General features: G+C 71.8%; 17 protein-coding genes. 14 read left to right on the plus strand and 3 right to left on the minus strand.

The window, feature by feature from the left end; translation table 11 throughout:
• Positions 1 to 38: 38 nt before the first annotated feature.
• The 4 genes from NIE111_RS14905 to NIE111_RS14920 are packed head-to-tail and all read left to right on the plus strand — an operon-like array spanning position 39 to position 5,439.
• A complete protein-coding gene (locus NIE111_RS14905) occupies positions 39 to 1,142 on the plus strand; it encodes an endonuclease domain-containing protein (RefSeq protein ID WP_238684953.1) in 1,104 nt (367 codons plus the stop codon).
• Positions 1,139 to 1,864 (plus strand): hypothetical protein, encoded by a 726-nt coding sequence (locus tag NIE111_RS14910; RefSeq protein WP_238684954.1) that lies wholly within the window; start codon positions 1,139 to 1,141, stop codon positions 1,862 to 1,864. The genes NIE111_RS14905 and NIE111_RS14910 overlap by 4 nt, the downstream gene beginning before the upstream one ends.
• A complete protein-coding gene (locus tag NIE111_RS14915; RefSeq protein WP_238684955.1) occupies positions 1,861 to 5,097 on the plus strand; it encodes an ATP-binding protein in 3,237 nt (1,078 codons plus the stop codon). Before NIE111_RS14910 ends, NIE111_RS14915 begins: the two co-directional genes overlap by 4 nt.
• A gap of 9 nt (positions 5,098 to 5,106) precedes the next feature.
• On the plus strand, positions 5,107 to 5,439 hold the full coding sequence (locus tag NIE111_RS14920) for a putative quinol monooxygenase (protein WP_238684956.1): 333 nt from the start codon (positions 5,107 to 5,109) through the stop codon (positions 5,437 to 5,439).
• 82 nt (positions 5,440 to 5,521) lie between these two features.
• On the opposite strand, the gene pdxY is transcribed toward NIE111_RS14920, so the two are convergent.
• The 3 genes from pdxY to NIE111_RS14935 all read right to left on the minus strand — a co-directional run bounded on the left by pdxY (position 5,522) and on the right by NIE111_RS14935 (position 8,515).
• Complete coding sequence (gene pdxY / locus NIE111_RS14925; RefSeq protein WP_238684957.1) at positions 5,522 to 6,373, minus strand: pyridoxal kinase PdxY; 852 nt, start codon at positions 6,371 to 6,373, stop codon at positions 5,522 to 5,524.
• A gap of 174 nt (positions 6,374 to 6,547) precedes the next feature.
• Entirely contained in the window at positions 6,548 to 7,342 is a 795-nt protein-coding gene (locus tag NIE111_RS14930; protein ID WP_238684958.1) for a S1 family peptidase, read from the minus strand.
• Positions 7,343 to 7,498: 156 nt separating this feature from the next.
• Positions 7,499 to 8,515 carry a LacI family DNA-binding transcriptional regulator gene (locus NIE111_RS14935; RefSeq protein WP_238684959.1) on the minus strand — a complete coding sequence of 339 codons (1,017 nt, stop codon included), beginning with the start codon at positions 8,513 to 8,515 and terminating at the stop codon, positions 7,499 to 7,501.
• A 256-nt stretch (positions 8,516 to 8,771) separates the two neighbouring features.
• Between NIE111_RS14935 and NIE111_RS14940 the strand changes: the two genes are divergently transcribed.
• The 10 genes from NIE111_RS14940 to NIE111_RS14985 all read left to right on the plus strand — a co-directional run bounded on the left by NIE111_RS14940 (position 8,772) and on the right by NIE111_RS14985 (position 21,386).
• The gene (locus tag NIE111_RS14940; protein WP_238684960.1) at positions 8,772 to 11,126 is read left to right on the plus strand and encodes an AbfB domain-containing protein; all 2,355 of its coding nucleotides are present in this window, start codon (positions 8,772 to 8,774) and stop codon (positions 11,124 to 11,126) included.
• A gap of 482 nt (positions 11,127 to 11,608) precedes the next feature.
• A complete protein-coding gene (locus tag NIE111_RS14945; RefSeq protein ID WP_238684961.1) occupies positions 11,609 to 12,901 on the plus strand; it encodes a cytochrome P450 in 1,293 nt (430 codons plus the stop codon).
• Between the two features lie 262 nt (positions 12,902 to 13,163).
• The gene (locus NIE111_RS14950; RefSeq protein WP_238684962.1) at positions 13,164 to 13,646 is read left to right on the plus strand and encodes a helix-turn-helix transcriptional regulator; all 483 of its coding nucleotides are present in this window, start codon (positions 13,164 to 13,166) and stop codon (positions 13,644 to 13,646) included.
• A 253-nt stretch (positions 13,647 to 13,899) separates the two neighbouring features.
• Positions 13,900 to 16,299, plus strand: a complete 2,400-nt coding sequence (locus NIE111_RS14955) for a sensor histidine kinase (RefSeq protein ID WP_238684963.1) — start codon at positions 13,900 to 13,902, stop codon at positions 16,297 to 16,299.
• 16 nt (positions 16,300 to 16,315) lie between these two features.
• Positions 16,316 to 16,720: a roadblock/LC7 domain-containing protein gene (locus NIE111_RS14960; RefSeq protein ID WP_030490280.1), complete on the plus strand. Its 405-nt coding sequence runs from the start codon at positions 16,316 to 16,318 to the stop codon at positions 16,718 to 16,720.
• Positions 16,721 to 16,773: 53 nt separating this feature from the next.
• Positions 16,774 to 17,967: an ABC transporter substrate-binding protein gene (locus NIE111_RS14965; RefSeq protein WP_238684964.1), complete on the plus strand. Its 1,194-nt coding sequence runs from the start codon at positions 16,774 to 16,776 to the stop codon at positions 17,965 to 17,967.
• Positions 17,964 to 18,860 (plus strand): branched-chain amino acid ABC transporter permease, encoded by an 897-nt coding sequence (locus NIE111_RS14970; RefSeq protein ID WP_238684965.1) that lies wholly within the window; start codon positions 17,964 to 17,966, stop codon positions 18,858 to 18,860. The genes NIE111_RS14965 and NIE111_RS14970 overlap by 4 nt, the downstream gene beginning before the upstream one ends.
• Positions 18,857 to 19,876: a branched-chain amino acid ABC transporter permease gene (locus tag NIE111_RS14975; protein WP_238684966.1), complete on the plus strand. Its 1,020-nt coding sequence runs from the start codon at positions 18,857 to 18,859 to the stop codon at positions 19,874 to 19,876. Before NIE111_RS14970 ends, NIE111_RS14975 begins: the two co-directional genes overlap by 4 nt.
• Positions 19,873 to 20,616 (plus strand): ABC transporter ATP-binding protein, encoded by a 744-nt coding sequence (locus NIE111_RS14980; protein ID WP_238684967.1) that lies wholly within the window; start codon positions 19,873 to 19,875, stop codon positions 20,614 to 20,616. The genes NIE111_RS14975 and NIE111_RS14980 overlap by 4 nt, the downstream gene beginning before the upstream one ends.
• On the plus strand, positions 20,616 to 21,386 hold the full coding sequence (locus NIE111_RS14985) for an ABC transporter ATP-binding protein (RefSeq protein ID WP_238684968.1): 771 nt from the start codon (positions 20,616 to 20,618) through the stop codon (positions 21,384 to 21,386). Before NIE111_RS14980 ends, NIE111_RS14985 begins: the two co-directional genes overlap by 1 nt.
• Positions 21,387 to 21,412 lie beyond the last annotated feature (26 nt).

Below are 21,412 nucleotides of genomic sequence, written 5' to 3' on the forward strand. Positions count from 1 at the left end.
GTCCCCGGTCGCGCCCGTCCGTGTCGTAGGGTGCCGCCATGGCGCACCTCGTCCGGGCCAACGGCGACGCCAGCAGGGCCTGGTGGGCTGCCCCGCCGGCACGGCGAGTCAGTCACCTGCCGGGCATCGACCCGGAGCTGCTGCGGGTGGCACTCGACCCGCTGCCACCGGCAGCACCCGCGATCGTGCACTACCGGCCCACTGTGACGCGTCCGCTCGGCGACCTCGTGGACACGGTGCTCGACCAACTGGACGCCGCGGCCCTCACGATGTTCCCCCGCTGGCTGACGGGGGCCGACCAGTTCGACAGCGAGGGCACTCTCGGCGTCGCGGCGGTACGGGCACTCGCGGCCCGTACCGCCGCCCGCTCCCGGCACTTCGGCCCGTTCCTGGCCGACCTCGCCGAGCGAGGGCTGCGCGGCCCGCGCCGCCCCGGCGGCCGGTCCCGCTTCGCCCCGGGGGTACGCGCCGCCGGGCTCGCCCGGGTGATCGCCGACGCGTACGACCGGGAGAGCTGTGTACTCGTCGTGGCCCTGCCCGACCTGGACGCCGAAGCCGAGCGGACGCTGGTGGCCGCCGCCGAGTGGCTCGTGCGGCACGGCGGCTTCACTGTGTGGTTGGCTGGCGGGCCGCTGCGCCACGCCGACCGGGTGCGCTCAGTACGCATGCCTCTGCCGGCCCGATTCGCCCAGCTGGCCAGCACGACCGAACGGATTCCGGCCCTCGCCGCCGAGCCGGAGTCGACGGTGCTGGCGTGGCCGCCGATCGCGGGTGTGCCCCGCGGTGACAGCGCCGCCGAGCAGGCGTTGGAACGTGCGCTCGCGCCGCACGACTGGGCGCGGGGCCGGCGGTGGAACCAGACCTACGAGTGGCACGTCCTGGCCACGGCGTACCGTCTGGATCTGTTTTGGCCCACTGAGGGTCTTGCGGTCGAGGTGGACGGCCCGGAGCATCGTGGGCGAATCGCTTTCGCCAACGACCGGCGGAGAGACGTACAGCTGCAACTCCTCGGGCTGGACGTGCTCCGCTTCACCAACGAGCAGGTGCTCACCGACGCGCCGGCGGTGGTCGACGGGATCCGTCGGCTGCTGGCCCGGCGACGCGCGGGCGGCACGCACCCCCACGGAGATGAGACATCATGACGAGCCCGGCGGACGTCCCGCACCTGACGCCGAACCAGATCAACGCCCTCGTGGTGCTGATGGTCGAGGCACGCCGACTCACCAACGTCGAGCTGAAAGAACTCGCCGGTTTCACGCTGACCGGCAAGGACAACACGAAGCTCGTCGACCTGGGCCTGGTGGACACCGATCGGACGCACCGGCCCTTCGCCCACGAGCTGACCGAGCAGGGCTGGCGGGTGGCACGTCAGCTGCACACCGCCGCGCCGCCGAAGCAGGGTGGCTCGACGACCCGGTCCCTGTTCGTCGTCCTGTCCAACCTGCACCGTTCGCTGGACCGGCTCCGGGTCAGCCACGGCGATTTCTTCAAGCAGACCGAGGCTACGGCCGCCCCGGCGACCAGCGAGCCGCTACGGGAAGCACCGGCACCCGCGGCGCCTGCGGCGGCACCGGCAGCGGCGGCGGCACCGGTGTCCGCGGTGCAGGTGGAGGCACTGGTTCGCTCGGCGTACCGGGATCTGGCCGCCGCGCCGGGCGCCTGGGTCGGCCTCGCCGACGTCCGCGACCGGCTCGCCGACACCGACCGGGCCACCCTCGACGCGGCGTTGCGGGCGATGGTCGGCCGGGAGGACGTCCGCATCATCCCGGTGGCGAACACCAAGTCACTGACCGCACGGGACCGGGCCGCGGCCGTCCGCATCGGGAACGAGGACAACCACGCCCTGGCGATCGGCCCGGCATGATCTCGGACGACCAGCGGGCCGCGCTGGAAGCGGTCAGCCTCAACCCGGCGGTCACCCCGGACGACGTCTGGCGACCCAGCGCGCACAACGTGCCGGAGCTGCACGAGAAGGTGGCCGCGGAGATCCTGCGCGGGGTGGCGCGGGCCCGCACCGACGACACGAGCATGCCGCTCGGCGTGGCCATGCAGGGCCGCGCGGGTGCCGGCAAGACGCACCTGCTCGGGGCGGTCCGCGAACGGATCCAAGGCGACGGCGGCTACTTCTTCCTTGTCGACATGGTCAGTGGCAAGACGTTCTGGGAAAGCGTGGCCCTGGCCCTGGTGGAGGGGATGGGCCGCCCCCACGTCGGCTGGGGCACCCAGTTGAAGACCTTCCTGCGTCGACTCACCCCCCAGCTCGGCCTGCCGGTGGAGGTCCGCGACGCGGTAGCCGGCGCCCGACCGGTGACCCGTGCGCAGCTCGACACCTTCATCTGGGCGCTGCGCGAGCGCGATCGGGAGGTCGGGCGGGACGCTCAGGACACCGCTCGGGCGCTCGTCCTGCACGGCGCCGTCGACTTCGAGGCACAGGACGTCGGTTACGCCCACCTGATCTCCGAGCCGGGTGACCCGGCCTCGCGGGCGGCGTGGGGTCTGAGCACCGCGATCCGCACCCCCCAGCAGGTCGTGCAGGACATCTCCCGGCTGATGGCCCTGACCCTGGACCCCACCGTCATCGCCGTGGACCAGCTCGACACGTTGTTCGCCCAGACCAGCACCTCACTGCTCCACCAGCATCAGGGTCTGGAGGACGGCCAGGCCAAGGTGCTCGGCCCGATCGCCGACGGCCTGCTCAAGCTCCGCGACATCACCCGCCGCACGCTGGTCGTCGTCTCGTGCCTGCCGGACACCTGGGTGTTGCTGACCCGCACCGCGCCCACCCCGGTCGCTGACCGTTTCCGTACGGCGGCCCTGCCGGACCGGATCCCCACGCCGGAGATCGGGCAGGCGATCGTGGCGAAGCGCCTCTCCGCCGCGTTCGCGGGCATGTACTTCGGGCCACCGCACCCCACCTGGCCGATCGCCCCCGCCGCCTTCGCCGACGCACCCACCCTGACGCCCCGCGCTCTGCTCCGCCGGGTGGACCGCCACATCGCCTGGTGCCGTGACCGCGACGAGGTGGTCGAGCTCGACCGGCTCATCGACGGCACCGACTCGACGCAGTCGGCCAGCACCGCCCGTAGCGCTTCCGCCGAGGCGACGACTGACGAGCGCCGCCTGCACGAGTTGGACGCACGGTTCGCGGAACTGGTCGAGGCCGCGGACGTGTCCGCCGCCGTCAACCCGACGGGCGAGGACGAGCACATGCCGCCGCTGCTCGCCGCCGGCCTGGCCGCCTGGATCGCCGAGCAGGCGCCGACCGGCGCCACCTACAAGTACGACCCGCCGCCGGGGCGCAAGCCCGCGCTGCACGGGCGGCTCATCGAGGTGCTCGACGAGGCCACCGAGAACGAGGCGCACTGGTGCTTCCGGGCCGTCGCGCACCCCAATGCCGTCGCCGTCACCGCCCGGGTCAAGGCCGCCTGCACCCTCGCAGGGTTGGACCGGGACCTGCCACAACGGCGGCTGATCCTGCTGCGCAACGGTCCGTGGCCGACCGGGAAGCGTACGACCGAGGTGTTGACGGGCTTCGACGCGGCCGGCGGCCTGCGGTGTGCCGTACCGGAGGCGGACCTGCGGGTCTTCGCTGCGCTGCGGGTGATGGCGGCCGAACCGTCCACGGCCTTGCAGGAGTGGCTGGTGGCCCGCCGTCCGGCCAGCGGCACCGAGCTGTTCCGCGCGGTCCTGCCCGGGCCCGACGGGACGCGCGGCGATGCCCAGCCGCCGACGCCCGACGACGACGAGCCACCGTCGGGTGGTCCCGAATCCGACCCGGCGACCGTGTCGGAGGCCGACGTCCCCGCTGGTGCGGCGGCCGAGCCCGTACCCGCTGACCCGGCGGACCTCGTCGTCGGCGAGGGCGGTCGGGCCGTCGGGCTGGGGCGGACCGTCGACGGTGGTCACCCCTTCACGGTTCCCCTGGAGTCGCTGCGCCGCCACGCGGTCGTGTTCGCCGGGTCCGGCTCGGGCAAGACCGTGCTGATCCGCCGGCTGGTCGAGGAGTGTGCCCGCGAGGGAGTCTCCGCGATCGTGCTCGACCCCAACAACGACCTGGCCCGGCTCGGCGACCCGTGGCCCGACCCGCCGGGCGGCTGGGGCCCCGGCGACGCCGAACGCGCCGCCGACTACCTCGCACACACCGAGGTGGTGGTGTGGACGCCCCGGGTCACCGCCGGTCGGCCGCTGAGCTTCCAGCCGCTGCCCGACTTCACCTCGCTGCGGGACTGGCCCGACGAGTTCGACCAGGCCGTCCGCTCCGCCGTGGAGGCGCTCGCGCCACGGGCGGGCGTGGACCGCTCCAGCCGGCTCGCCCAGCAGGGCAAGGCTGTCCTGACCGAGGCCCTGCAGGCGTACGCGCGCAGCGGGATGGTGGGCCTGCCCGGCTTCACCGATTTCCTCACCGACCTGCCCGAGGGGGTCAGTCGGCTGGCCCGCGCGGGGAAGCTCGCCGAGGAGTTGGCCGAGGCGCTCAAGGCGGCGATGGTCACCGATCCGCTCTTCGGCGGGGTCGGCGCGCCGGCCGACCCGGGGCTGCTGCTGACGCCGTCGGCCGGGCGGCGGGCCCGGGTGTCGGTGATCAGCTTCGTCGGCCTCACCTCGGATCAGGAGCGGCAGAGCTTCGTCAACCAGTTGCAGATGGCGCTCTTCGCGTGGATCAAGCGGCACCCCGCCGGTGACCGACCGCTGGGCGGGCTGTTCGTGATGGACGAGGCGCAGACGCTCGCGCCGTCGACCGGCACCACTGCCTGCACCGCCAGCTCGATCGCGCTGGCCTCGCAGGCCCGCAAGTACGGGCTCGGGCTGGTCTTCGCCACCCAGGCGCCCAAGGGTCTGCACAACCAGATCTCCGGCAACGCGACGACGCAGTTCTTCGGGCTGCTCAACGCGCCGGCGCAGATCGACGCGGCCCGGCAGCTCGCCGAGGCCAAGGGCGGCCGGCTGCCGGACATCGGTCTGCTGAACAGCGGTGAGTTCTACGCGGCCGGGGAGGGGTTCTCGTTCGTCAAGGTCCGTACCCCGCTGTGCCTGACGCACCACCCGAAGGCGCCGTTGACCCCCGAGGAGGTCGTCGCCCGCGCCCGCCCGGCTGGGTAGCCTGGGGCCATGATCTTCATTACCGCCAAGTTCCGGGTCCTGGCCGAGCACGCCGACCGGTGGCCGCAGATCGCCGCCGAGTTCACCGAGGCGACCCGGGCGGAGCCGGGCTGCCTGTGGTTCGACTGGTCCCGCAGCCTCGACGATCCCACCGAGTACGTGCTGGTCGAGGCGTTCCGCGACGACCAGGCCGGCGGGGCCCACGTCCAGTCCGCGCATTTCCGCACGGCCCAGGAGACCCTGCCGCCGTACCTGGCCGAGACGCCGCGGATCGTGAACGCCACGGTGCCGCAGGAGGACTGGTCGCTGCTCGGCGAAATGGCCGTTCCCGAGGGTCGCTGACCGCCACCGGTCAGCGGACCGCGACCGTCGTCAACGCAGCCGGTCCGCGCCCGCCGTCAACGCAGCCGGTCCGCGACCGTCGTCAACGCAGTCGGCGGGCGGTGAACCGGGCCGGCGGGTCGGCGATCACGTCCTGCGCCGCGATCAGCTGGATCTCCCGGGTGCCCGCCGCGAGAGTGGCCTCGAGCACGGCGTAGACGGAAGCGATGGTGCGTTCCAGCGCGGTCGCGGGTGAGCCGGTCGTCCACAGGTGGGCCAGGTACAGCGCCGCGGTGACGTCGCCCCCACCGTTCGGGTTGATCGGCAGCAGCGGCGTGGTCACCGCCCAGGCGCCCTCGTCGGAGACCGCCACCACCTCCAGCGAGTCCGGCGGCAGGTCGCCGTGGAGCACGCTGGTCACGAGGACGTGCCGTGGCCCGGTCGCGCGCACCACGTCGACCGCGTCGAGCACCTCGGCCAGCGAGTTCGTGGTGCGACCGGCGAGGAAGTCCAGCTCGAAGTGGTTCGGCGTGATGATGTCCGCACGGGGCACGACGGTGTCCCGTAGGTACTCCGGAATTTCGGGCCGGACGAACATGCCCCGGCCGGCGTCGCCCATCACCGGGTCGCAGCAGTACACAGCGGCCGGGTTGGTCGCCTTCACCGTCGCCACCGCGTCCAGGATCACCGCGCCCATCGCCGGGTCGCCCTGGTAGCCGGAGAGCACGGCGTCGGCGCTGCCGAGGACCCCGCGGTCCTCGATGCCCGCGATCACCTCCGCCACGTCCGCCGCCGGGAGCAAGGGTCCCCGCCACGCGCCGTACCCGGTGTGGTTGGAGAAGTGCACAGTCAGGACCGGCCAGACCTCGTGCCCGAGGCGTTGCAGCGGAAAGGCCGCCGCCGAGTTGCCCACGTGTCCGTAGGCGACCGACGACTGGATGGACAGGATCTTCACCGGCCCATCATCGCCGCTGCGGCCGGCGGCGCACCGACGGCCCGCCGTTTCTGTCGGGTGCCCCACTCGCCGCCCACCCGGGACGGCACGAACGGGCGACCCGGACCGTGTCGTCCGGGCCGCCCGAGCGGTGGCGGGGCGACCGATGCGCTGGTTGGCCGTCCCGTCGTACGGTCAGCCGCCGAGGCTCGCCGCGGCCGAGGCGATCGACGAGGCGAAGTAGCTCACCTGGGTGTAGACACCCGGGTAGTTGGGCCGGGCGCAGCCGTTGCCCCAACTGACGATGCCGACCTGGATCCAGGCGTTGGAGGCGTCGCGGCGGAACATCGGGCCGCCCGAGTCACCCTGGCAGGTGTCAGTGCCGCCGCTGGCGTAGCCGGCGCAGATCTCCTGGGCGGGGATGAGGTCCCCGCCGTAGTTGGCGTTGCAGGTGGAGTCGCTGACGAACGGCACCGTCGCCTTGAGCAGGTACCGCTGCTGGCCGCCACCTTCACGCGCGGCGCCCCAACCGGCCACGGTGAAGGTGCCGCTGTCGTACGCGGTGGTGCTGGCGATCGGCAGCGTGCTCAGCCCGGTGACGGGGCTGGCCAGCCGGATCAGCGCCCAGTCGCGGCCGGCGCCGTTGTAGCCGGGGGCACGGTAGACGTAGTTGGACCGGACGGTGATCCGGCTGGACGACTGGAGGTCGACCGTCCCGAGCGTCGCGGTGATGCTGGTGTTGGTGCCGGTCCCGCCCACGCAGTGCGCCGCGGTGAGCACCAGCCGTGCGCTGTACAGCGCCCCGCCGCAGCCCATTGAGAGACGGACCATGAACGGGAACTCGCCCTGGGCGGCGCGGGTGCCGCCGACGACGTTCGGCGTCACGGGGCTGTCGGCCGCGGCGGCCGGCGCGGTGAGGGTGAGGCTGGCCGCGGTCACCGCGGCCAACGCGGTGGCCAGCAGGCCAGTGAGGGTACGCCAGCGAACCATGCATTCCTCCGCATCGGGATGGCACGCCTCGTGAGCGCACCGCAATCGAGATAGCGGTCATCATATTGAGGTTTATGGATCTAGCGGGTCATCCTCTCTGGGTCGTATCACCGGCGGTATGGATCACGCGGCGCGGGGCTTGTCGGCGACCGGTGGTCAGGCGTCCGGTGTGCCGGTGCTCTCGCGGCGGAGAAGCCGGAACGGTGTCTGCACTGTCAGCGGGCCCGCGACCTCCGCGCCCTCGATGCGCGCGACGAGGCGGCGCACCGCGAGACGGCCGATCTCCCTCTTGTCCGGGGCGATCGTGGTGAGGGTCGGGGCGGTGAACCGCCCCTCCTCGATGTCGTCGATCCCGACCACCGCGACGTCCTCGGGCACCCGGTGACCGGCCTCGGCCAGCGCCCGCAGCGCGCCGATGGCGACCAGGTCGTTGTATCCGAAGACCGCGTCCGGCGGTTCACCGAGGGCGAGCAGGTCACACATGGCGCGCATGCCGTCGCGCCGACCGAACGCGTCGGTGGGGGCGACCAACCGTGGTCGGCACGGCAGGCCGGCGGCCGCCAGGGCCTCCCGGTAACCCCGGACTCGAAGGTGGGCCGACTGCCGGTCACCGCCCGGGGTGGCGCCGATGAACGCGATCCGGCGGCGGCCGATGGCCACGAGATGCCGGATCGCCGCGTGGCTGGCGGCGACGTTGTCGATGGCGATGTGGTCGTGTGGCACGTCGTAGACGCCCTCGCCGATCAGCACGAGCGGGCTGCCGGCCGTGCGGGCCAGCACCTCCTCCCGCCCGATGCGCACCGGGCTGAGGATCAGGCCGTCGATGATGCGCTGTCGCGAGCCGTCGAGGAGCGCCAGTTCCGCCTCCCGGTCCGCTGCGGTGTTCTCCATGACGAGCGTGTAGCCGAGCGCGGCGGCCTCGGAGATGGCGATCTCGGCGAGTTCGGCGAAGTACGGGTTGGTCAGTTCCGGGACGGCCAGGGCGATCAGGCCGGTACGGCCCCGACGGAGATGCCGGGCGCCGAGGTTGGGGCTGTAGCCGAGTTCGTCGATCGCCTGCTGCACCCGTTGTCGGGTCCGCTCCCCCACCGGCCGGTACCCATTCACCACATTCGAGACCGTGGCCAGGGAGACACCGGCGCGCTGGGCGATGTCCTTCAGGTTGACGCCCATCCCCCACCTTTCGCGAATTCGACGGGCGGGCCGACCGGACATTGATGAACAAGCATTGACGGGAGGGTCGGCGCGGCTCTATAACGTTATACAGGTGATGATGGATGTCAATATGCCGGTCACCGTTGGCGTGTGGAGATCCCACCGACATCCGTCGCTGACGCCCGTCCCCCGTCAATGACCACCCGATGCCCACCATCCACGCGCTTCGGGCCTGGCTGCACCGCCCGCGGCGACTCGCCCCCCCGGAGACGGCATGACACGTCACGTCCCCATCCGCCCCGCACTGCCACTACTGCTCATCATCGCCCTGGTCGCCGGCGTTCTCGCCGCGCCCGCCCCGTCGGCGCACGCCGCACCGGCCAAGACACCACCCCTGGCCACCCCGTGGACCAGCCAGGCCCTGAACGGCACACCACTGCCCGAGTACCCGCGGCCCCAGATGACGCGGCCGGACTGGCTCAACCTCAACGGCGAGTGGCAGCTACGCCAGTCGACGACCGACGACGCCCCGCAGTTCGGCACCAGCCTGCCCGAGCGGGTCAACGTGCCCTTCCCAGTGGAGAGCGCCCTGTCCGGCATCCAGCGGGCCGCCAACGACAACCGCAACTACCTGTTCTACCGACGCACCGTCACCGTCCCGGCGAACTGGTCGGGCCGGCGCACCCTGCTGCACTTCGGCGCAGTCGACTGGCAGAGCACCGTCTGGGTCAACGGTGTGCGGGTCGGCGCGCACACCGGCGGCTACGACGCCTTCACCTTCGACGTGACGCCCCAGCTCACCACCGGGACGAACGAGATCGTGGTCAAGGTCTGGGATCCCACCGACACCCGGCAGAACGGCAGCCTGCCCGCCATCGGCAAGCAGACCAAGACACCCAGTGGGATCTTCTACACCCCCAGCTCCGGCATCTGGCAGACGGTGTGGATGGAGCCGGTGCCCGCCGCCTCGATCAGCAGCGTGGACGTCTACCCGAACCTGAGCAACAACACACTGCGGGTCCGGGTCTTCACCCGGGGCGACGTGAGCGGGCACAGCGTCCTCGCCGAGGCGTTGAACGGCGCCACAGTGGTCGGATCGGCCACCGGCGGCTTCACCGACTTCAGCGTGCCGGTGCCCAACGCCCGCCGCTGGTCACCCGACGACCCGTTCCTCTACAACCTCCGGGTGACAGTGCGCGGCACCACCGGCGCCACGGTGGACCGGACCACTCACTACTTCGGCATGCGGGAGATAACCACCGGCCTGGTCAACGGGGTGCTGCGCCCCAAGCTCAACGGCCAGTTCGTGTTCCAGGTCGGCACCCTCGACCAGGGCTACTGGCCGGACGGGCTCTACACCGCGCCGACCGACGCCGCCCTCGCCTTCGATCTGCAGAAGCACAAGGACCTGGGCTTCAACATGGTGCGCAAGCACATCAAGGTCGAGCCGCAGCGCTGGTTCTACCACGCCGACCGGCTCGGCCTACTGGTCTGGCAGGACATCCCGTCGCTGACCGCACAGGACGTCGACCCCACCGACGCCCAGCAGGCGCAGTTCGAGACCGAGGCGCGCGAGATCGTGGACGAGCACCGCAGCTCGCCCGCCGTCGTCGCGTACACGCCCTACAACGAGGGCTGGGGCGAGCGCTCCCTCGCCGACACCCGGCGGGTCGCGCAGAACATCAAGAACCAGGACCCGACACGTCTGGTCAACCCGCACAGCGGCCACAACTGCTGCCAGTCCCTCGGCAACCCCGGCAACGGCGACATCGACGACTGGCACGTCTACCTCGGTCCGGACTCCCCCGTCCCGTCGAGCAGCCGGATCGCGGTGCTCGGTGAGTTCGGCGGACTTGGCCTGCACACGCCGGGCCACGAGTACAGCCCTAGCGGCAGCTTCTTCGCGTACGAGTGGCAGTCCAGCTCGCTCGCCCTCACCGACCGGTACGTGGGGCTGGTGCAGGGCACCCAGAACCTGATGCTCGGCAAGGGGCTCAGCGCCTCGATCTACACGGAGATCACCGACCTGGAGGGTGAGCTGAACGGGTTCCTCACCTACGACCGACAAGTGATCAAGATGGACCAGGCGCGCGTACGCGCCGCCAACACCGCCCTGGTCAACGCCTCGAAGACCATCGGCAGTTCGGCACCCGTCGCCCTGCCGGCCAACACCCGCCGGTCATTGCAGGTGACCACGCCCGGCTTCACCAACCGTTACCTACGCCACCAGGACAGCCTGGCCTACACGGAGGTGGTCGACGCGGCGAGTTCCAGCCTGCTCAAGGCCGACGCCACGTACACCATCCGGCCCGGTCTGGCCGGCGCCGGTTGCTACTCGTTCGAGTCGGTCAACTTTCCCGGGCAGTACCTGCGCCACCAGAACTCCCGGGTCCGCAACTCGCCGGACGACGGCTCCGCGCTGCTGCGCGCCGACGCCACCTGGTGCGCCCGCACCGGACTGACCGGCACCGGCGTGTCGCTGGAGTCGTACAACTTCCGAGGTAGGTACCTGCGGCATTACAACGCCGAGGTCTGGCTCAGCAACGGCGCCGGCGGCGACGCGTACAACACGCCGACGTCGTGGACCGCCGACAGCACCTGGAACATCGCCGCACCGTGGGCACCCTGACCGCTGTGCGCTGACCGAGCCGCTTCACGAGGAAGACGCGCGGGGGTTCCGGCATGGTCCGGAACCCCCGCGACGCGCGGGCGATGCGGCGGGGCCGGCTCCGCCGCATCGCCCCGGGGCTCGGTCCTTCCGCCAGCGCCGGCGTTTCCGTCGCGGTCGGTGACCGGACCCCGGCGTCACTCGTCGTCTCGGGCGTCGTTTCCCCGGTCATGAGCGAAAGCGGCGAGTTGATCGCACCGTCCGGCTGGGTCGACTTCACGGCAAGGACCGCGCCGCAACTTGCATCTGGCCAGGTTCACTCGGCTGTTGCAACACGCAATTACGCCGACCAATAAATAGACAAGAACCAATCTTGACTTGTACGGCCGGCCAGCGCACCGTAAAGAGCCAGAGGCAGATGCACGCCATTATCGGCCCGGCTGAAGTGGATCGCCAAATGGGGGCGCTGCCGGTTTCGCGCCGCGTGCATCAGGAGGCTTTCCATGCGGTTGAATCCGTTCACCGGGGTCTATCTCACCGATCCGGCGAGCATGTGGCGGCGTATTCTCGACGATCCTGACGGGGTGCACTACGCCGAGGATCTGGGCCTGTGGTTGATCAGCCGGCACGCGGACGTCCGGCGGGCCCTCGCCGACGCCACGACATTCGCCAACGCCCTCACCCTCGCCCCGGTCTACGAGGTGTGCCCACCGGCACTGAACGTCATCATGCAGATCGACGCGCCACCCACGACGGCCGCCGCGGACCCACCGGCGCACCCGCGCACCCGGCGGGCCCTACGGGCGACCTTCGCGAACACCGCCGAGCGGGTCGAGGCCGAGTACGGGGCGATCATCCGACGCCGGGTCGACCAACTGGTGTCCCGTCTCGCCACCCGCCAGGGCGATCAGGTCGATCTGATCCCGGAGTTCGCGACCGAGCTTCCCCTGCTGGTGGTCCTGGACATCCTCGGGGTGCCCGACGCCGACATCGGGCGGATCCGGAGTTGGGCGGACGGGCAGATAGCCCTCATCTGGGGGCAGCCGGACCCGGCCGAGCAGGTACGCCTGGCCCAGGGCCTGCTGGAGTTCTGGCACTACTGCGAGGACCTGGTCCGCCAGCGGGTGGACAGTGGACACCGGGGCGAGGACTTCATCAGCCGTGCCCTGGACTACCGGGACGACGACGACAGCGTGCTGACGGTGCCCGAGGTGGCGAGCCTCGCCTTCAATCTCCTGGTCGCGGGCCACGAGACCACCGCCGGTTTGCTCGCGCACGCCCTCGACCAGGCCCTGTCGGCTCCCCAGCGCTGGTCGGCGATCACCGTGGACCCGGGGCTCGTCCCCGCCTTCGTGGGCGAGACGCTCCGGTTCGCGCCCGCCATCGACGGCTGGCTGCGGGTGACCACCCGGGATGTCACGGTGGGTGCGGTGACGATCCCCGCCGGCGCACGGTGCCTGCTGTTGATCGGAGCGGCGAACCGGGACCCGGCGGCGTTCCATGACCCGGACCGGTTCGACCCACACCGGGCCGATGTGGGCAATCACCTGTCGTTCGGTCACGGTCCACATTTCTGCATCGGTGCGGGATTGGCGCGACTGGAAGCTGGAATCGCCCTCTGCCGGCTCGCCGAAGCCATTCCCGGGCTGAGATTGTCACCGGAGCAACATCGCTCGTACAAACCCAATGTCGCGTTTCGCGCGCACCGCACGCTGCTCGCGATAATCGATGTTCCGGCGCCCGCGGACGTGCCGACGGGACGGGAGGGCGCGACGGCCGAAGTGCACGCCGCCTGAGCGGGCACTGGCGCCAGCGGTGCTGACCTGCGGGCGGGCCGAGGGTGGGGTGGGCCGGCGTCGACCCGTTCCACCCGGGCACGTCGGTGCCGGCACCGGGTCCGGCGTGCACCTTTCCCGCTTTTCCCGACGATCCATACCGGTGAACGTCTTCACACCCATCGCTTCCTGGGTTAAGAATTGCCCTCTGCGAATGTTCAACTCATCGGCCAATCTCGATCTGGCGTCCGCCGCTGAATGCCCGTTCCACGAAGGTGAGCGCATGGAGCACACGTCCCCGTCGAGCTCGGCTCACTCTGCGGCCAGTCAGCGGTTCCGACGGGAGTTACGCGACTCCCGCGTCCAACAGGGCCTGACCCAACGAGCCCTGGCGGACCTGGTGCGGTTCAGCCGGGAGACGGTCGCGGCGGTCGAGTCAGGTCGCCGGTTCGGCAGCCACGAGTTCGCGCTGCGCTGCGATGACGTGCTCGACACCGGCGGCCGGCTGGCCGCACTGTGGCCGCACGTCGCGGCCGAGCAGTTGGCGGCAGACGGTCGCCGAGGCCCTCGCGCGCCGGAGCCGCCTCGACTGGATCGACAGGTGCCGCGTCAGCGTGGACGGCGTGACGCGCGCGACCCGGGCGCCGTGGTGGACGCGATCGACGAGCTGCGTGAGCTGATCGGTCAGGTGCTCAACGGCCAACCCGAACCGGATGAACCGGGGCGGCGGCACCCGTCGGCCGAACCCCTCGACAACCAGCGCTGACCTGACGGATCCGACCCGACCTCGCGGCGTCACCGGTCGCTGACGTTGGGTACAGATGCTGGTACCGGCAGTTTGTACCACGGCCAGGTCTGGTCTACGAGCGCGGCTTCCGGCCGAATGGGACTTGCATTCGGCAACGTGCGGATAGACCGTCATCGACGAGTCGTGGGAGTCAATCTTGGCGTCGAGCACCCGGTCCCACGCGGCCAGACCCTACCCGACCCGCCGACGCGGTTGGAAGATCGCCGGCCGGATGCGCCTCATCGTCGCGGCCCCGCTCGTCGCAGTGATCGGCTTCGCCGGTCTCGCACTGACCGAGAGCGCACGCCAGACGGCCCGCGCCGGCGACCTGCAGATCCTGGCGCAGGTCGGTGCCGAGGCCGGCGACCTGGCCTACCGCCTGCAACGCGAGCGCATCGCCGCCGCCGACCTGCTCACCTACGCCCGGCCGGAGCAGCAGGACGCCTTCAGCGTGGAGATGGCCGCCACCGATTCCGCCGTCGCCCGCTACCGCGGACAGCGTGACCGACTGTCCGCCGACAACGGCACCAGCTCCGCTCTCCTGCGGCGCATCGATGCTGCTCTGGACGGCCTCGCCCCGCTGCGTACCCAGGTGCGCACCGCCACGCACGCGTCGGTGTCGGCGATGACCTTCAGCTACCGCATCGCGATCGCCGACCTCATCAACCTCCGGGAGAACGTCTCACACGGCGTGGTGGACGCCCCACTCGCCGACGGGATCCGGGCCTCGGCTGCGCTGTCGAAGACGGCCGAGGCCATTGGTCAGCAACAGGTGGCCGTCCTGCGTGCCGTCGCGGGCGGGGAACTGACCCCGGCCATGCAGCAGGACATCACCGCGGCCCGCACCAGCTACACCGAGTCGAGCCTGTCGTTCCTGGCCCTGGCCCCACCCGAGTGGAGCATCTGGTGGGAGCAGGCCGGCACCGGCAAGGAGGCGCTGGCCCTGCAACGGATGCAGGACGAGGTGTCCCGGGCCCAGCCGGGGTCGCGGCTGAAACTGGAGACCGACGCCTGGGTGTCCACCACCCAGACGCGCGCCGCCCGGCTGGCCGACCTGCGCGCCCGGGTCGACGACGCGGTCCGCGACGACGTTCGGGCCGCCCACGCCGACCAGCGCCGCCGGGCCGTGGCCGAGGCGGCCAGCGTCCTCCTGGCCCTGATCCTGACCGCGTTGGTGACCTGGGCCGTCGCACGGCAGATCACCCGACGGCTGCGCCGGCTGCGCGACGCTGCCAACGCCGTTGCCTTCGAACAGCTCCCCGCCGTGGTGGCCCAGCTCCAACAGCCCGGCAGCGCCGCCGTCGACCCACAGAAACTGGCCCACCAGCAGTCCAGTGCCGCCCTCGAACCGTCCAGCGACGACGAGATCGGCGAACTGGGTCAGGCGTTCAGCGCCGTGCACCAGGCCGCCGTGCGGACCGCCGCCGAACAGGCCGTCATGCGCGCCAACACCGCCGACATCTTCATCCACCTCAGCCGCCGCGAACAGCGACTGGTCGACGCCGTCCTGGCCCAGGTCGACCTGGTCGAGCGGGACGAAACCGACCCCGACCGGCTCGACCAGCTGTACACACTGGACAACCTGGCCACCCGGATGGGCCGGATCAACGCCAGCCTGCTGGTGCTCGGCGGTGTCGGCGTGGGTCGCGTACGCCAGCGCGACGTTCCGCTGCAACAGGTGCTCCAGGCGGCGCTGTCCCAGATCGAGCACTACGCACGGGTCCGGCTCGGCATGATCGACGGGGACGTCGCGGTGGCCGCCAAGACCGTCGACGAGGTCGTGCACCTGCTCGCCGAACTCATGGACAACGCCACGACGTACTCGCCGCCGGGCAGCGAGACCTGGGTGAGCGGCCGGAGCCTGGGAGACCGCGTCATCGTCCAGATCAGCGACGAGGGTGTGGGGCTGTCCACGCAGAGGATGCAGCAACTCAACGAGCTGCTGGCCCGTCCGCCGGCGATCGACGTGGCCGCCGTACGGGCGATGGGGCTGGTCGTCGTGGGCCAGCTCGCGGCCCGGCTGGGCGCCACCGTCCAACTACGGCGCGGCCCCCGACGCGGCATCCTCGCCGAGGCGACACTGCCCGCGGCGATCATCCGGTCGCTGCCGCCGGAGGAGTACCTGCTCGCACCCGGCCGGCTGTCGCGGCGGGCGGCGCGGACGCCCAGCCCTCCGCCGCCGTACCAGCCGCGCCCCGAACCCACCGCCGGACGCCAGCCGACCGAACGGACCCTGCCGGCCGCGCCGGTCTTCCGACCGGCTCCCCCGTCCCCGGACCGGGGTGACGCGCCCACCGAGGAGTTGCTCATCTTCGAACAGGTCAACCACTGGTTCCAGAGCGATGTCGTCAACGGCCAGAACGGCCAGAACGGCCAGCAGTGGTCCAGCCCCGCCGACGACGCCTGGCGTACGGCCGCCCAGGCGCACACCCCCGAGGTCGCCACGACCACCAATTCCGGCCTGCCCAAACGACAGCCGCAACGGCACCTCGTGCCCGGCGGTGTGACGGTGCCGCAACAGCAGCAACGGTCCGAGTACCGCGACCCGGCGCAGGTGGCCACGGCGATGGCCGCGTACGCGCGCGGCGTGGCGAACCGACGGCGCACCCCGATCAACCTCGGTAACAAATGACGCGACAGGAGAGCACGTGACCGACCAACAGGATCTCGGCTGGCTGCTGGACAACTTCGCGGCGCGCGCGACCGAGGTCAGCCACGCGATCGCCATTTCCAGCGACGGCCTGATGGTGGCCGCCACCCGCGACCTGCCACCGGATCGGGCCGACCAGTTGGCCGCCACGGGTAGCGGGCTGGTCAGCCTGCTGCGGGGGGCGGCGGCCTTCTTCGACGCCGGCGCGGTGATCTCCAACGTCACCCAGCTCGAGGGTGGATTCATGTTCTCCATGGCCTTCAACGACGGCGCCTCGCTGCTGGTGCTCGCCGCGCCCGAGTGCGACGTGGGCAAGGTCTCCTACGAGATGACCGAGCTGGCCAACCGCATCGGGGACGCGCTGACCCCCGCTGCCCGAGCGGCGCTCGCCCGCAGCCGCTGACCACCCCGGCGCCCCCACGCCGGAGACCCCTTCCCCTTCCTCTGGAGTTAGACATGCCTCTCACCACGCCTTGGCGCAGCCGTGCCCTCACCGCCGCGCTGCTCGCCGCCGTGCTGACCACCAGCACGGCCTGCGGCGACGACGCTCCGGGCACGAGCGCCGGCGGCTCGATAAAGATCGGCCTGCTCGCGTCGCTGTCCGGGACGTACCAGGCGGTCGGTACGGAGATCCGCGACGGCTTCCAGCTCTACCTGGACACCCACGACGGCAAGTTGGGCGGCCGGCAGGTCGACCTCATCGTCGCGGACGAGGGCAACGGCGCCCAGACCGCTGTTCCGGCGGCGACCAAGCTGCTCAAGCAGGACCGGGTGTCCGCGCTGACCGGCATCGTCGGTGGCGGCTCGGTCGCCGGAGTCACCCCCGTGCTCAACGAGACCAAGGTGCCACTGGTCGGCTCCAACGGTCGGCCGGAGCTCAAGGACGTCTCCCGGGTCTGGCACACCTCGTACCTCTCCGACGAGCCAGGGGCGGCGATCGCCCAGCACGTCCGCGACAACGTGAAGGGCTCCGTGTACGCGATCGGCCCGGACTACCAGGGCGGGTGGGACGAGCTGCGCGGCTTCACCGACGCGTTCGGCAAGATCGGCGGGAAGCTCGCGAACGCCGACGGCAAGACGACCTTCACGCCGTTCCCGGCCACCACCAACTTCCTCCCGTACTTCGCCCGCATCAAGGCCTCCGGCGCGGCGGCCGTCTACACCTTCTACGCCGGCAGCGCCGCCGTCGACTTCGTGAAGCAGTACGCGCAGTCGGAGATCAAGGACATCCCGTTGTACGCGGCCGGGTTCCTCACCGAGGGCGGCGTGCTCAACGCTCAGGGCGAGGCCGCCCGGGACATCTACTCGGTGCTCAACTACTCGCCCGACCTCGACAACGCCGAGAACCGCGCCTTCGTGGCCGCGTGGAAGGCGAAGCACGACGGTTCGCCGACGACCTACGCGCTGGCCTCGTACGACGCGGCGGCGGTGCTCGACCGGGCGATCGGCGCCGCCGGCAGCGACCCGACCCCCGAGGCCATCAACACGGCCATCGGCCAACTCGGCCAGATCGCCAGCCCGCGCGGCACCTGGCAGTTCTCCACCACCACGCACTCCCCCGTGCAGAAGTGGTACCTGCGGCAGGTCCGCCAGGACGGCCGGGCGCTGTCCAACACCGTCGTGGGCGACCTCGCGACCGTCGGCCGGTGATAGCGGTGGCGGCCGGCACGAACCGGATCGACCCGTACCTGATCCCGGCGTTGGACGGGGTCGCCTACGGGCTGCTCGTGTTCGTCGCCGCGTCGGGCCTGGTCTTCTGTTTCGGCGTCGCCAACATCCTCAACCTGGCGCACGGCCTGCTCTACGCGATCGGCGGGTACACCGCCGCGGCGGTGCTCGACGGCGGCTGGGCGAGCCTGGCGTTGGCCCTCGCCGTCGGTGTGCTGGCCGCCGCCGCGGCGGGGGTGCTCCTGGCCGGCCTGCTCACACCGGTCGCCACCGGCAATCACCTGAGTCAGGCGCTGCTGACGTTCGGGGTGGCGCTGGCCGGCGGCAGCCTGCTCGTCGCCGGCTTCGGGCCCGACAACCCGCAGGTCCAGGTGCCCGCAGCCCTGGAGGGGTCGGTGATGGTCGCCGGTCACCGCTACGCCGCGTACCGGTTGGTCTTCATCGTCGTCGCGGCGGTGCTCGCCGCCGCCCTCTACCTGGTGGTGCGACGCACCAGGGCCGGGATGCTGGTCCGGGCGGCCGTCGACGACCCGGAGATGGTCGCCTGTCTGGGTGTGAGTCCGGCACGGATCCGGGCTGGTGTGCTCGCCGCCGCCGGCGCGCTGGCGGGCGCGGCCGGTGTCCTGGGCGCGCCCATCATCGGCCCCGGCACGGGCACCGCCGACACGGTGCTGCTGCTGTCCCTGGTGGTGGTCGTCCTCGGTGGTCTCGGGTCGATGGCGGGCACCCTGCTGGCCGCGCTCGCGATCGGCGAGATCCAGACGCTGGGGGTGGCGTTGCTGCCGTCCGCCGCGCCGTTTCTGCTGTTCGCCGCGATGGCGGCCGTGCTGGCCGTGCGGGCGCGTGGCCTGGCCGGCAGGTGGAGGGCGGCATGAGGGGTGAGGTGATCCGCCGCGTTCGGGGCGGCATCGCGGCGCTCGTCCTGGTCGGTCTGGTCGTGGCGCCCTGGGTGGTCGACGACTACACCACGTCGGTCCTCGCCCGGACGCTGGCGCTGGCCCTGGTCGGGGTGAGCGTGGCCCTGCTCACCGGCGTCGCCGGCATGCCCACCCTCGGTCAGACGGCGCCGTACGCGGCCGGCGCCTACGCCTGCGCCGTGGTCGGCAGCCGAGTCTCCGACGTCGGTGTCGTGCAGCTCGTCGTCGCGGCGGCCGCCGGGGCGTTGCTGGCCGCGCTCACCGTGCCGCTCGTCGTGCACGCCCGAGGGGTGATCGTCCTGATGATCACCCTGGCGATCGGTGAACTCGTCGTCATCGTCCTCGGGCGGTGGCGGTCGGTGACCGGTGGCACGGACGGGCTGGCCGGCATCCCCGCGGTCCGCCCGTTCTGGGGGCTCCCGGCGCTGGCCAACGATCAGGCCCGTTACCTGTACGCCCTGGTCGTCGTGGCCACGCTGGTCGGCGCGGTGCTGGTGCTGCTGCGTACCCGGGCCGGGTTGGTGCTGCGTGCCGGCCGCGACGACGAGACGCGGTTGCGGGCCAGCGGTCACCGGGTGGCGCTGCACCTGTCCGGCGCGCACATCGCGGCCGGGGCGATCGCCGGTGCCGCCGGCTCGCTGCTGGTCGTCGCCCAGCAGTACATCTCCCCCGCCGATTTCGGCTTCGACACGTCCGCGCTGCTGCTGCTCGGTGTCGTCATCGGTGGCACCGCCTCGGTGGGTGGCGCCCTGGTGGGTGCGGCGTTGGTCATCGCCGTCCGGGACTGGCTGTTCGGGGTGCTGCCCGGCCACGCGCCGCTGGTGCTGGGCGCGCTGTTCGTGGCGACTGTCTACCTGTTGCCGACCGGCGTCAACCGGGCCCGGGGTCGGCTGCGCCTGCCCGGCGTCCCGGCACGACAGCCGGACCGGCCAGCCGCCCATGATCAGGCCACCGTCGCGGAGTTGCACCGATGACCGGCCTGCTGGAAGCCCAGGAGATCACCGTGCGCTACGGCTCGCTCGCCGCACTCGACGGCGTGGACCTGCGCATCCACGACGGCCAACGGCACGCGCTGATCGGCCCGAACGGGGCCGGCAAGACGACACTGCTCAACGTGCTCGGCGGGTCCACCAGGCCGCAACGCGGCACCGTGCGGTTCGACGGACGGGACGTCGGTCGGCTCGGCCCGGCAGCCCGGGCCCGGCGGGGCATCAACCGCATCCACCAACGACCCGCTGTCTTTCCGACGCTCACCGCGACGGAGAACGTCGTGGTGGCCGCACTGCCACGGGTCATCCCGGGCCACCGGTGGTGGCCGGGCGGACGCCGCCGCGCCGCACGGCAACTGGCCGACCCGTTGCTGGACCAGATGGGGCTCAGCGCCGTCGCAGCGGTGCCCGCCGGGCACCTCGCGCACGGGCAACGACGCCAGTTGGAGATCGCGATGGCCCTGGCCGGTCGCCCCCGCCTGCTGCTCCTCGACGAACCGGCGGCCGGGCTGTCCGCCGTCGAGGTCGGCCGGCTGGTCGAGTTGCTCCAGGCGCTGCCCAGGGCGGTCGCCGTGTTGCTTGTCGAACACCGACTGGACCTGGTGTACGCCCTCTCCGACACGGTCACGGTGCTGCGCGACGGTCAGACGTTGGCCGCCGGCACACCGGACGAGATCCGCACCTCGCCGCTGGTGCGGCAGGCCTACGCCGACGGGGTGGCCTGATGCTCACAGTGGATCGCCTCTGCGCCGGCTACGGCGGGGGAATCGTCCTGCACGAGGTCAGCCTGCGGGTGCGCCCGGGCAGCATCCAGGCCGTGGTGGGCCGCAACGGGGCGGGCAAGAGCACGCTCGTGCACACCATCGCCGGGCTGGTGCGGGCGGCCAGCGGTCGCGTCGAGATCGGCGGCGTGCACGTCGCCGGACGGCAACCACATCGCATCGCCCAGTCCGGCGTCGGTCTCGTCCCGCAGGGCCGCCGGGTCTTCTCCCGGTTGACAGTCGCCGAGCACCTGCACCTGGCGGCCGCGCCGTGGCGGGCCCGCACGTCCGGCGGCGAGGGCTGGACGGTCGCCCGGACCCTGGAACTGCTGCCGAGGCTGGCGGTACGGCTGCGACACCGCGGCTGCGAACTCTCCGGGGGCGAGCAGCAGATGCTGGCGATAGCCCGTGCGCTGCTCGGCCAACCCCGGGTGCTGCTGCTCGACGAACCATGCGAGGGGCTCTCGCCCGATCTGGCGGCGCGGGTCCGCGAACTCGTCAACCGTCTCGCCGCCGACGGCCTCACCGTGCTGCTCGTGGAGCAGCAACTCCAGCACGCCATCGAGCTCGCGGACCGGGTGGCGGTGCTGGAGTACGGCCGGGTGGTCTACGACCGGCCGACCGCGGAGGCCCGCCGCGACCCGGCCCCACTGGCGGCGATGTTGAGCGTCGCCGCCGTTGCGCCGCCCCCGGCCAACCGATCGACCCCTCGGCTCTGGGCCGACACCCCGTAGTCACCCGAACATTCTCGAGTCACCCG

The organism is Micromonospora hortensis (genome assembly GCF_022230935.1).
Taxonomy (GTDB): Bacteria; Actinomycetota; Actinomycetes; order Mycobacteriales; family Micromonosporaceae; genus Micromonospora; species Micromonospora hortensis.

Coding starts and splice junctions, on each gene's coding strand:
- NIE111_RS14905 (WP_238684953.1), top strand. CDS start 39: ATGGCGCACCTCGTCCGGGCCAACGGCGACGCCAGCAGGGCCTGGTGG.
- NIE111_RS14910 (WP_238684954.1), top strand. CDS start 1,139: ATGACGAGCCCGGCGGACGTCCCGCACCTGACGCCGAACCAGATCAAC.
- NIE111_RS14915 (WP_238684955.1), top strand. CDS start 1,861: ATGATCTCGGACGACCAGCGGGCCGCGCTGGAAGCGGTCAGCCTCAAC.
- NIE111_RS14920 (WP_238684956.1), top strand. CDS start 5,107: ATGATCTTCATTACCGCCAAGTTCCGGGTCCTGGCCGAGCACGCCGAC.
- NIE111_RS14930 (WP_238684958.1), bottom strand. CDS start 7,342: ATGGTTCGCTGGCGTACCCTCACTGGCCTGCTGGCCACCGCGTTGGCC.
- NIE111_RS14935 (WP_238684959.1), bottom strand. CDS start 8,515: ATGGGCGTCAACCTGAAGGACATCGCCCAGCGCGCCGGTGTCTCCCTG.
- NIE111_RS14940 (WP_238684960.1), top strand. CDS start 8,772: ATGACACGTCACGTCCCCATCCGCCCCGCACTGCCACTACTGCTCATC.
- NIE111_RS14945 (WP_238684961.1), top strand. CDS start 11,609: ATGCGGTTGAATCCGTTCACCGGGGTCTATCTCACCGATCCGGCGAGC.
- NIE111_RS14950 (WP_238684962.1), top strand. CDS start 13,164: ATGGAGCACACGTCCCCGTCGAGCTCGGCTCACTCTGCGGCCAGTCAG.
- NIE111_RS14955 (WP_238684963.1), top strand. CDS start 13,900: ATGCGCCTCATCGTCGCGGCCCCGCTCGTCGCAGTGATCGGCTTCGCC.
- NIE111_RS14965 (WP_238684964.1), top strand. CDS start 16,774: ATGCCTCTCACCACGCCTTGGCGCAGCCGTGCCCTCACCGCCGCGCTG.
- NIE111_RS14975 (WP_238684966.1), top strand. CDS start 18,857: ATGAGGGGTGAGGTGATCCGCCGCGTTCGGGGCGGCATCGCGGCGCTC.
- NIE111_RS14980 (WP_238684967.1), top strand. CDS start 19,873: ATGACCGGCCTGCTGGAAGCCCAGGAGATCACCGTGCGCTACGGCTCG.
- NIE111_RS14985 (WP_238684968.1), top strand. CDS start 20,616: ATGCTCACAGTGGATCGCCTCTGCGCCGGCTACGGCGGGGGAATCGTC.